This is a genomic window from Corynebacterium nasorum (assembly GCF_022347325.1).
GTDB lineage: Bacteria > Actinomycetota > Actinomycetes > Mycobacteriales > Mycobacteriaceae > Corynebacterium > Corynebacterium kefirresidentii.
This window is the reverse complement of record NZ_JAKRDU010000006.1, coordinates 144,980-155,554: the sequence shown is the minus strand read 5'-3', so window position 1 is coordinate 155,554 and position 10,575 is coordinate 144,980. Positions and strand designations below refer to the sequence as shown.

The 10,575-nt window shown below is 57.3% G+C and carries 11 protein-coding genes; 10 read left to right on the top strand and 1 reads right to left on the bottom strand.

The genetic code is table 11. The features are described 5' to 3' along the window. Positions 1-1,047 (bottom strand): AMP-binding protein (locus tag MHK05_RS07125; RefSeq protein WP_239205716.1); only part of this gene is annotated, 1,047 nt, incomplete at its 3' end. Positions 1,048-1,398: 351 nt separating this feature from the next. Here MHK05_RS07125 and rho point away from each other — a divergent pair. From rho to MHK05_RS07075, 10 genes are all read left to right on the top strand, one after another. Further along, positions 1,399-3,246, top strand: coding sequence for a transcription termination factor Rho (gene rho / locus MHK05_RS07120; protein ID WP_239205714.1), 1,848 nt, complete (start codon positions 1,399-1,401; stop codon positions 3,244-3,246). Continuing rightward, complete coding sequence (gene prfA / locus MHK05_RS07115) at positions 3,239-4,315, top strand: peptide chain release factor 1 (RefSeq protein ID WP_049361387.1); 1,077 nt, start codon at positions 3,239-3,241, stop codon at positions 4,313-4,315. Before rho ends, prfA begins: the two co-directional genes overlap by 8 nt. Before the next feature lie 6 nt (positions 4,316-4,321). Next, positions 4,322-5,158, top strand: a complete 837-nt coding sequence (prmC, locus tag MHK05_RS07110; protein ID WP_239205712.1) for a peptide chain release factor N(5)-glutamine methyltransferase — start codon at positions 4,322-4,324, stop codon at positions 5,156-5,158. Between the two features lie 31 nt (positions 5,159-5,189). Beyond that, positions 5,190-5,858 carry an L-threonylcarbamoyladenylate synthase gene (locus tag MHK05_RS07105; RefSeq protein WP_239205710.1) on the top strand — a complete coding sequence of 223 codons (669 nt, stop codon included), beginning with the start codon at positions 5,190-5,192 and terminating at the stop codon, positions 5,856-5,858. Positions 5,859-5,870: 12 nt separating this feature from the next. After that, on the top strand, positions 5,871-7,046 hold the full coding sequence (locus tag MHK05_RS07100) for a glycosyltransferase family 4 protein (protein ID WP_023021756.1): 1,176 nt from the start codon (positions 5,871-5,873) through the stop codon (positions 7,044-7,046). 16 nt (positions 7,047-7,062) lie between these two features. Beyond that, positions 7,063-7,488, top strand: a complete 426-nt coding sequence (locus MHK05_RS07095) for a Cg1360 family ATP-synthase-associated protein (RefSeq protein WP_023021755.1) — start codon at positions 7,063-7,065, stop codon at positions 7,486-7,488. A gap of 455 nt (positions 7,489-7,943) precedes the next feature. After that, positions 7,944-8,744 carry a F0F1 ATP synthase subunit A gene (gene atpB / locus MHK05_RS07090; RefSeq protein WP_023021754.1) on the top strand — a complete coding sequence of 267 codons (801 nt, stop codon included), beginning with the start codon at positions 7,944-7,946 and terminating at the stop codon, positions 8,742-8,744. Between the two features lie 102 nt (positions 8,745-8,846). After that, the gene (locus tag MHK05_RS07085; protein WP_023021753.1) at positions 8,847-9,086 is read left to right on the top strand and encodes an ATP synthase F0 subunit C; all 240 of its coding nucleotides are present in this window, start codon (positions 8,847-8,849) and stop codon (positions 9,084-9,086) included. 42 nt (positions 9,087-9,128) lie between these two features. Next, on the top strand, positions 9,129-9,698 hold the full coding sequence (locus MHK05_RS07080) for a F0F1 ATP synthase subunit B (RefSeq protein WP_023021752.1): 570 nt from the start codon (positions 9,129-9,131) through the stop codon (positions 9,696-9,698). Positions 9,699-9,704: 6 nt separating this feature from the next. Further along, the gene (locus tag MHK05_RS07075; protein ID WP_239205708.1) at positions 9,705-10,520 is read left to right on the top strand and encodes a F0F1 ATP synthase subunit delta; all 816 of its coding nucleotides are present in this window, start codon (positions 9,705-9,707) and stop codon (positions 10,518-10,520) included. Positions 10,521-10,575: the final 55 nt, after the last annotated feature.

Below are 10,575 nucleotides of genomic sequence, written 5' to 3'. Positions count from 1 at the left end.
GCCCAGCCTGCCGACGGTGGAGGTTTCCACCATGCCCCACACGTGAACAACGTCGACGCCGTAGCGTTCCTCCCACATCTTGATAAGCGTCGGGGGAACGGGGGAGCCGCCGGCATAGATCTCCGTGAGGGTCATACGCTCTGGCGGATGGTGCATGTAGTGGACAAAGAGCTGGATCCAGATGGTGGGAACGCCGTGGGCCACGCGCGGAGAAGTAGCGGCGATGGCCTTGGCAAGGGTGGGGGCGGAGACGTCGGCGTCGGGAAGCACGAGCGGGGTGCCCGTCATGAAGCAGGTAAAGGGAACGCCCCAGCTCAGCACGTGACAGATGGGGATGCAGCACAGGAAAGTCTCGCCGTGGGTGATGCACAGTGAGTCCGAGGAGCGCAGCTGCATGGCTTCCAGATACAGCGAACGGTGCGAATACAGCACACCCTTGGGGGCACCCGTGGTGCCTGTGGAATAGCACAGTGCCGCGGCCGTGCGCTCATCTAGTTCCGGCCAGTCATAGACGGTGGAGCGGCCATCAATTAAAGCTTCATAGGAATACACTTCGATCCCGCGAGGGAAGAGGTGGGCAAACTGCTGCGCCGGCTGTGCGCCGGTTATGATGACGCTTTTCACGGAGTCCGTACCCACAAGCACCTTTCCTAGTTGCTGCGCCAGCCGGGGATCGCACACGATGGCAGATATTTCCGCGTGATTAATAATATGGCGAATCTGGTCATTCATCAGTTGCTTATTGAGCGGCGCAAAAATCGCGCCCTTGCAGGCAGTGCCAAACATGACCTCGAGGTGTTCGGCGCAATTCCACATAAAACTACCCACGCGCTCATCGCCGGTAATGCCCAAAACATCATGAATAGCGTGGGCGAAGGCGGCTGCGCGAGCGGCGATATCGCGGAAGGTAACTTCTTCGGCCGGATCAAATTCGGAGCCGGTGCCCTCACCGTGCCAGGTTGTCACCGTGGTGCTGCCGTGCACCGAGGCGCCGTATTCCAAAATGCGGGTCAGGGAGAGGGGGATATCCATCATTGTGGAAAGCATGCCTCTACTGTAGCGGTGTCATGGTGCGGGCGTTGCGGTCTATGCGTTATACTTATTCGCGACTGGTAGGAAACCGGAATTTTTAGCTCCCCTTTCCTATGGATTCGGGCCCAGAGAAGTTTTGCCCGCAGTCGTTTCTTGATTTCTTCCGGTTCGTGCACCCGCTGTGCGAATTCTCCTTGAGAACATGGAAGAGGCCTCATACTTATTGCCCGGCAGGACGCGCATGCGCCTTGGCACGAGGGCGAGAAGTCCTAGAAAAATACACATTGGCTTCCAGTGCAACGCCGTGAGCCTAGGCTACGGCGGCTCCCGCATCATCGGACCTGGTCAAGCAACGAAAGGATATCCGTGAGCGAAACGGACAACACCGCAGCACAGGATCTTGCATCCCTGAAGCTGCCGGAATTGCGCAAAATGGCCGCAGAGCGCGGTCTACGTGGTGTCTCTGCCCTGCGCAAGGGGGATCTCATCACCGCCATCAAGACTGGTCAAGTTCCGCCAAAGGCCAAGGCCAAGGTGGAAAAGGCCGCTCGGGTAGAAAAGGCGGAAAAGGCAGAGAAGTCTAATAAACCAGAAAAGCCACGCGCACAGGCGCAGGACGAGGCGCCGCAGAAGGCGGAAAAGCAGGAAGAATCCGGCGAGAAGCGGGATAACCGCCAGCAGAACTCTGGTGAGGAGCAGCGCTATGAGTCGCGTTCTCAGGCACGCCGCGCTCGCCGCAACCGCGCCCGCCGGCAAGAACGCCAGGAGCGGCAGGAACGTCAAGAGCGCGAGGAACGCAGCCACAACGAGGAGCAGGGTGGCAATAAAGACAACCGCGAGAATAACTCCCAGGATGGCTCCGATAATCAGGGCGATAAGAATGACCGCGGCGATAATAAGCAGCGCGGCAATCGCCACGATGACAACAATAATCACGAGCGCGGCAACCGTCGTGGGCGCCGCAATCGCCGCAACCGCCGTGGCCGCGGAAACAATAATGACAATAACGGCGGCAACGATTTGCAGGTCCGCGAGGGCGATGAGCTGCAGGCCGTCGGTGGCATTTTGGACGTGGTAGACAATAATGTCGCCTTCCTGCGCACCACCGGTTACCGCGCCGCGGCTTCCGACGTCTTTGTTAACAATGGCATCGTTCGCCGCTTGGGCCTGCGCTCCGGCGACGCCATTACCGGCCAGGTTAAGGTCTCCGGCCCGACGCATACGCATGGCAATGGTCGTAACCGCCGCAAGTACAACCAGCTGGTGCAGGTCGATACCGTCAATGGCATCGATCCGGAAAACGCAAAGCAGCGTCCGCACTTTAATAAGCTGACCCCGCTGTATCCGAATAAGCGCCTGCGTTTGGAAACGGATCCGAAGATCCTCACCACCCGCGTGATTGACCTCATCATGCCCATTGGTAAGGGACAGCGCGCGCTTATCGTCTCCCCGCCAAAGGCCGGTAAGACGACGATTTTGCAGAATATCGCCAATGCGATTTCTACCAATAACCCGGAGTGCTACCTCATGGTTGTCCTCGTAGATGAGCGACCTGAGGAAGTTACGGATATGCAGCGTTCCGTCAACGGTGAGGTTATTGCTTCCACCTTTGATCGCCCGCCATCAGAGCACACCTCCGTAGCCGAGCTGGCTATTGAGCGCGCCAAGCGCTTGGTGGAGCAGGGCAAGGACGTCGTTGTTTTGCTCGACTCCATTACCCGCCTGGGCCGCGCCTACAATAATTCCTCCCCGGCATCCGGCCGCATCCTCTCTGGCGGTGTGGACTCCAACGCGCTCTACCCGCCAAAGCGCTTCCTAGGCGCCGCCCGCAATATCGAAGAGGGCGGCTCGCTGACGATCATCGCCACCGCCATGGTGGAGACCGGTTCTACCGGCGATACCGTCATCTTCGAGGAATTCAAGGGCACCGGCAATGCCGAGCTGAAACTGGACCGTGGCATTTCCGAGCGCCGTGTCTTCCCGGCCGTGGACGTTAACCCGTCTGGCACCCGCAAGGATGAATTGCTGCTCGTACCAGAGGAGGCGCGCATCATGACCAAGCTGCGTCGCATCCTCTCTGCCCTGGATTCCCACCAGGCCATTGACCTGCTCATTAAGCAGCTAAAGAAGACCCGCTCTAATGGCGAGTTCTTGATGCAGGTGGCCTCCTCGGCCCCGATGGCTGCGGATAAGGATGAAGAAGATTATGTCTAATCAGGTTTCCCTCGTTGATGACATTGTGTCCGAGTACCAGGGCATTGAGATGCAGATGGGCGATCCGGAGGTGGCCGGCGACCAGAAGCAATTCCGCAAGCTCTCCAAGCGCTATGCAGAACTGCGCCCCATCATCATGGTTAATAATGAGCTAACCCAGGCCCGCGAGGATCTCGCGGACGCCAAGGAGATGGCCTACGAGGACCATGACTTCCAAGAAGAAGCGGACCGCCTCGAAAAGTCCGTGGAGAGCTTGGAAGAAAAGCTCGCTGATCTGCTCGCGCCGCGCGATGAGCAGGACTCCGAGGACATCATTATGGAAATCAAGGCCGGCGCGGGAGGCGAGGAGGCGGCCCTCTTCGCCGGTGACTTGGCCCGGATGTACGAGCGCTACGCGGATAAGACCGGCTTTAACTGGGAGGTCCTGGGCCTCAACGAGTCGGATCTGGGAGGTGTGAAGGATATGACCATTTCCTTCCGCTCCAAGTCTCCTTCGCGCGATGGTGCCTGGTCCGTCTTCAAGTTCGAGGGCGGTGTGCACCGCGTGCAGCGTGTCCCGGTCACCGAGTCCCAGGGCCGTATTCAGACTTCTGCCGCCGGCGTGCTGGTCTACCCAGAGCCAGAAGAGGTGGAGTCCGTCAATATTGATGACAAGGATATTCGCGTTGACGTTTACCGTTCTTCGGGTAAGGGCGGCCAGGGCGTGAATACCACCGACTCCGCGGTGCGCATTACCCACCTGCCAACTGGGCTTATCGTTACCTGTCAGAAGGAACGTTCCCAGATTCAGAACAAGGCGCGTGCACTGCAGGTCTTGCAGGCCCGCTTGGACCAGATGGAGCGTGAAGCTCGCGAGGCCGAGGCTGGCGAGCAGCGCGCCTCCCAGGTACGCACTATGGACCGTTCCGAGCGCATCCGCACCTATAACTGGCCGGAGAACCGCATCACGGATCACCGCATTGGCTACAAGGCCAATAACCTGGACTCTGTTTTGAACGGCGATATGCATGACCTTATTAAGGCCTTGCAAGACCAGGAGCGTGCCGAGCGCCTCGAGGCCGAGGGCTAAACGGGCGTGGATAACACGTATGGACAGGCGCTGCGCCGTGGGGTGCAGCGCCTTCGTGCTGCCGGGGTACCAAGCCCCGAGTGGGATGCGCGCATCATTGCCGCGCACCTTATTCATTGCGGCCACATGGATATCCCGCTGGACCAAGCTCCTATGCCCGGTTTCGATATGGCCTATGATACGCTGCTACGTCGCCGCGAGTCCCGCGAGCCTCTACAGTACGTGCTAGGCAGCGCCTGGTTCGGTCCGCTGGAGCTCAAGGTGGGCCCTGGCGTATTTATCCCGCGGCCGGAAACCGAGGTGTTGGCGGACTGGGCGGTGCGCAATGCGGACGGCCCGCGGCTGGTGGACTTGTGCACTGGCACAGGGGCGTTGGCACTATATCTGCACCACTACTTACCTGAGGCGCAGGTGCGGGCAGTTGAGCTTGCCGACGCCGCCTTGGCCTACACCACTGCCAATACCCGCGGCAGCGGGGTAGAGGTTATTCAGGCCGATGCTACGGATGCCACTACCTTGGCGGAGTGGAACGGGACCGTGGACCTTATCGTGACCAACCCGCCGTATGTACCGGAGACGACGGACCTCGATCCGGAGGTCTACCATGATCCACACGACGCGGTCTTTGCCGGTGCGGATGGGATGGGCGTCATCACCGGCCTCATCCCGACGCTCGCCCGCCTTTTGCGCCCGGGCGGCAAGGTGGCCATCGAGCACGATGACTCCACAAGCGAAGCCGTACAAGCCGCATTGACCCGCCACGGCGGCTTTGAAAAAATCTCGCCGTTGCAGGACATGACGGGAACGCCCCGCTTTGTCACTGCGGTGCGCGCGGTAGACTAAGACACCACTTAGGGCAAGAAGAGGAAAGACTATGCAAGGAAAGATTTTTAACTGTGCCGATGAGGCCGAGCGCGAAGAGGGCCTGAACATTGCGGTCAAGGCTGCACAATCCGGTCGCCTTGTGGTCATGCCCACCGATACGCTGTATGGCCTTGGCTGCGATGCCTTTGATAATGATGCCGTAGCCAATCTATTGGCTACCAAGCAGCGCGGTCCGGATATGCCGGTACCGGTTTTGGTTGGTTCCTGGGATACCGTTCGCGGTCTCGTGGCTTCCTATACCGATACTGCGCGTGATTTGGTCGAGGCCTTCTGGCCGGGTGGCCTGTCTATCGTTGTTCCTCAGGCACCATCCTTGCCGTGGAACCTCGGTGATACCCGCGGCACGGTAATGCTGCGCATGCCGCTGCACCCCATTGCAATTGAGCTTTTGCGCGAGGTTGGTCCGATGGCTGTGTCTTCCGCCAATATCTCTGGCCACCAGCCACCAACCACCGCGCTTATGGCTAAGCAACAGCTGGGTAAAGCCGTGACGGTTTACTTGGATGGGGGAGAGACGGCCGTCGGTAAGCCTTCCACCATCATCGATCTCTCCGGTGAGCGCCCGTATCTACTCCGTGAAGGCGCGCTCACGGCCGAGGAAATCGGCAAGGTCATCGGCCTCGATGCCCAAACCCTGCGCACCCGCCCCCAGGCTTAAGGAGGTATTCGCGTGAGCGGCAGTGGTGTCCCGCTGCGCGAGTTGGCCCTTGTCATCCTCGTCGCAGCAGCATTTACGTATCTGACCACCGGTGTGGTGCGCTCCTTTTTAGTGCGCACCGGCCGGGTGGCGGAAATTCGCCTGCGCGACGCTCACACGCAGCCCACACCCCGTATGGGCGGCGTGGCCATGTTTACCGGCTTTGCGGCGGCAATATTCCTCGCAGCCCAGCTTCCAGCCTTGACTCGCGGCTTTATGCCCGTCACTCCGGAAATGAATGCGGTGCTATGGGCGGCCTTGGCGCTGGTGCTTGTTGGCGTGGTCGATGACCTAGTAGAACTCAGCGCCGTCGTGAAGCTTTTTGGCCAGCTTTTCGCTGCCACGCTCATGAGTGGGTTGGGCCTTACCTGGACACTACTTTTCATTCCGTTTGGCGGCGGCACCACCGTTGTGCTGGACCAATTGCAAAGCACCCTGCTCACCGCATTCTTTACCGTCTTGCTTATCAATGCCATCAACTTTGTAGACGGGCTTGACGGCCTGGCAGCAGGCCTTGGAATGATTGCAGGAGGGGCAATTTTAGTCTTTTCCTTGACCGTCCTCCATGACCAGGGCGGCGCTGTATCGGCCTATCCGCCAGCCATTATTAGTGCCGCACTGGTGGGAATGTGCGCCGGCTTCTTACCCCATAACTTCGAACCTTCCCGCATTTTTATGGGCGACTCCGGCTCCATGCTTATCGGCCTCTTGCTCGCTGCGGCCTCAACTTCTGCGTCCGGCAAGATCAACATGTCTCTGTATGGCACGGTGGATATTGTCGCGTTGATGTCACCCATTATCGTGGTCGCCGCAGCGGTATTTATTCCAGTCCTCGACCTTGTCTGGGCTGTTATTCGCCGCCTATCGCACGGCCGTTCACCGTTTTCTGCGGACAAGGCGCACATTCATCACCGCCTCCTCAAGCTTGGGCATACTCATAGGCGTACCGTGCTAGTGCTCTACTTGTGGGTTTCCGCAGTGGCATTTGGTGCGGTGTCCTTTTCCATCGTTCCCGCGCCGGAGGCCATTGGCGTGACTATTGTGGCCCTGCTTCTCGCGTTTGCAGCTACTCTCGTGCCCTTGCGGCAAGGAAAGATTGGCCCTGCTGCTCGAGAGACCGTCGTGGTGGCGGAAACCGAGCCCTCGTGAGGTAGGCTCGGTCTCCGTGAATGATCCTAAAGTAAACTCTGATTTTGATGATCCGCGTCTGCCCCTCAAACGCGCCGTGCAGCTAGGTGTCAAAGCGTTGCTTGTCATTATGTTGGTATCACTTGCCATTTGGGGGGGATTGAAAGGCCTTCCCGGAATTTGGGGCGTCTTAATTGGTGCAGCTCTAGGCGGAGGATTCGTATTGTGCACGGCTCTTTCAGTCCTATTTACAGCCAAGTCAACCCCCTCGACAACAATTGCAGTGGTGCTCGGTGGGTGGCTGCTTAAGCTAGTTTTGCTCTTGGGGGTTTTGGCAGTAATTAGGGAAATGGATTTCTATGACACGTGGGCCTTGTTTCTTAGCGTAGTTGCAGCTCTTGTTGTAACCCTCGGAACCGAAGTCTGGGGGATAGTTACTTCTAAAGTGACGTACGTGGCTTAATCTGCGTTCAAAGAATGCTGCCAAAAGCTTGGGGCAGCTCAGCATCATGGGGGATACCGAGCAGCTCTATTTCATCTGTTACTTGCGGTTATGAGAGATTTATACCCCCGACGAGGGGCGGGGGAGATGTGGTGTGATGAATTCCACGCTTATGAGTTTGGCCAGCAAATCGCAGGTTTATAGCTTAATTACTTACTTTGGAATTGAAGAGTAGCTTCTATGGGGCCCCCACGTGCAAAAACTCAGGATCCAGCTGATACGATTCACTTCGGGTTACCGTGGAAGTAGGCACGTGCTCTCTTCCGGTATTGGTAAATCCCTGTCTTGTTCATGCTGATGTGCGACGGAGTCCGTGAACAGGACAGAAAGTTTGAGACGTCCATCGCACCACAAAAGCTTTTACAAGCTGTGTGGCCCGAACACGGGAGAGAACGCTGAGCGTTACAACATTGGCTATGAAAGGGCACTTCCACACGCCCGATCTAGGTGAAGAATTCTTCCCGGGGCAAATTGATGCCGACCATCTTTTTTTCGGTGACTTCGCCGGCGGATGGTTCGCGCTTGATCGCCTGATGCTGATTCGAATCTTGATGACGCTAATTGTGGTGATCCTTTTCTGGGCCGCCTTTAAGAACCCTAAGTTGGTTCCTTCTGGCATTCAGAATGTGGGCGAGAATGCGGTCGACTTTGTCCGTATTCATATCGCTGAGGACATTTTGGGTAAGAAGGAGGGAAAGCGATTTCTGCCAATTATCGCTAGCATCTTCTTCGCGGTTCTATTCATGAACGTTGCGACCGTAATTCCGGGGCTTAATGTCTCGCCGAACGGACGTATTGGTATGCCAATTGTCTTGGCCGCGGTTTCGTACATTGTGATGATTTACGCGGGTGCCAAGAGGTATGGCCTTGGTAAGTTCATTCGCTCCTCGGTAGTGATTCCGAACTTGCCACCGCTATTGCATCTTTTGGTGGTACCGATTGAGTTTTTCTCTACGTTCATCTTGCGGCCGGTTACCCTTGCTATTCGTCTCATGGCGAACTTCCTTGCTGGACACATCATTCTGGTTCTTCTCTTCTCTGCTACGAACTTCTTCTTCTGGCAGCTGAATGGTTGGACCGCACTGTCTGGATTAACCATTATTCTGGGCTTGGCTATGAGCCTGTTCGAGATTCTGGTTATCTTCCTACAGGCGTACATCTTCGCTCTTTTGACGGCGGTGTACATTGAGCTGTCCTTGCACGCTGATTCGCACTAAGGACGAGGTCGACGAGCGCGACCGAGTAAACCACCTAATTTAAACCATCGACATTCAGTCTTGAGACAGACTGAAATTCTACGAAAGGGAACGACTTTCACCATGAACGAAATCATTCTGGCAGCGGATGCCGCTTCGAAGTTTGAAGGACTGGGCACCATTGGTTATGGCCTGGCGGCTATCGGTCCAGGCATCGGTATCGGTATCGTTGCCGGCAAGACCGTTGAAGCTATGGCCCGTCAGCCAGAAATGGCTGGTCAGCTGCGTACCACCATGTTCCTGGGTATCGCCTTTACTGAGGCCTTGGCACTTATCGGTCTCGTTGCCGGCTTCCTGTTCTAAGAGCTCGAGTTTTCACACCGAATCTTTTAAGACGGGAGACCAATGAATAACGTCGTTTACTTGCTTGCAGCAGAGGGCGGAGATAACCCAGGCTCGGGTAGTTTCTCTGTTCTTCTGCCCAAGAACTATGACATTTTCTGGTCTTTGCTGTGCTTCATCGTAATTCTGTTGCTGTTCTGGAAGTTTGTAATTCCTATGTACAGCAAGATGTTGGCAGAGCGTGAAGACCGGATCGAGGGCGGCTTGAAGCGTGCCAAGGCTCAGCAGGCCGAGGCCAAGGCTGCTCTGGAAAAGTACAATGCTCAGCTGGCTGATGCCCGTGCAGAGGCAGCCGAGATCCGCGAGCAGGCGCGCGAGCGCGGTAAGCAGATCGAGGCCGAGGCCAAGACCAACGCGGAAGAAGAGTCCCGCCGCATCGTCGCCAATGGCGAGAAGCAGCTGGAGGCTTCCCGTTCGCAGGTTGTTACTGAGCTGCGTTCCGAAATGGGCCAGAACTCCATCAACCTGGCGGAGAAGATTCTGGGCGGCGAGCTTTCCGACGCCTCTAAGAAGTCCTCCACCATTGATGGCTTCTTGTCCGAGCTCGACTCTGTGGCACCGGCCGGAAAGTAGGCAACTATGAAGGCAGCTAGCCGCGAAGCACTCGCAACCTCGCAATCTCGCTTGGATGAAATCCTTGCTGGCGAGAATAACGTCGCCACCGCCGCACAGGCGGGCTTGGACATCTTTGAGGTTGTCGATGTCTTGGATGATGACCGCGAACTGCGCGTTGCATTCACCGATATCGCCGCCCCGAGCGAGGCACGTAAGTCCCTAGCGGAGAACCTTTTTGGCTCCAAGATTTCTGGTGGTGCGCTGCGCATCATTCAGGAAGCTGCGGCCGTACAGTGGTCCACTCCGAAGGACTTTGTCAAGGGATTGGTTTCCTTGGGCCGCCGCGCACTGCTGCGTGGCGCTGAAGCGCAGGGCCAGCTGGGCCAGGTAGAAGACGAACTCTTCCGCCTTTCCCAGATCCTTGACCGCGAGGGCGAGCTCACCCAGCTGCTTTCCGACCGAACTGCTGATTCCGCCCGCAAGCGCGGATTGCTGGCAAACGTGCTCTATGGCAAGGTCACGATGTTTACTGAGGCACTGGTGCTTCAGGCCATCTCCCGCCCAGAGCAGAACCCGATCGATGATGTGGCCGCTTTGGCTGATTCTGCAGCAGACCTGCAGGACCGCACCATTGCGCGTGTTACCGCAGCGGGTGAACTAAACGAAGGCCAGCAAGCAGTACTCGCTGAGAAGCTGGGCAAAATTTATGGTCGTGCGATGTCCATTCACTCTGAGGTTGACACCAGCCTCCTCGGTGGCATGCGCATCCGCGTCGGCGATGAAGTCATTGACGGTTCTACGGCAGGCAAGATTGCTCGCCTGCGTGCCCAGATGGCGTAGCCGAAACGACAGAAACGATTTAAGTAAGTGCTGGAAGATACTACCGAGAGCAGGA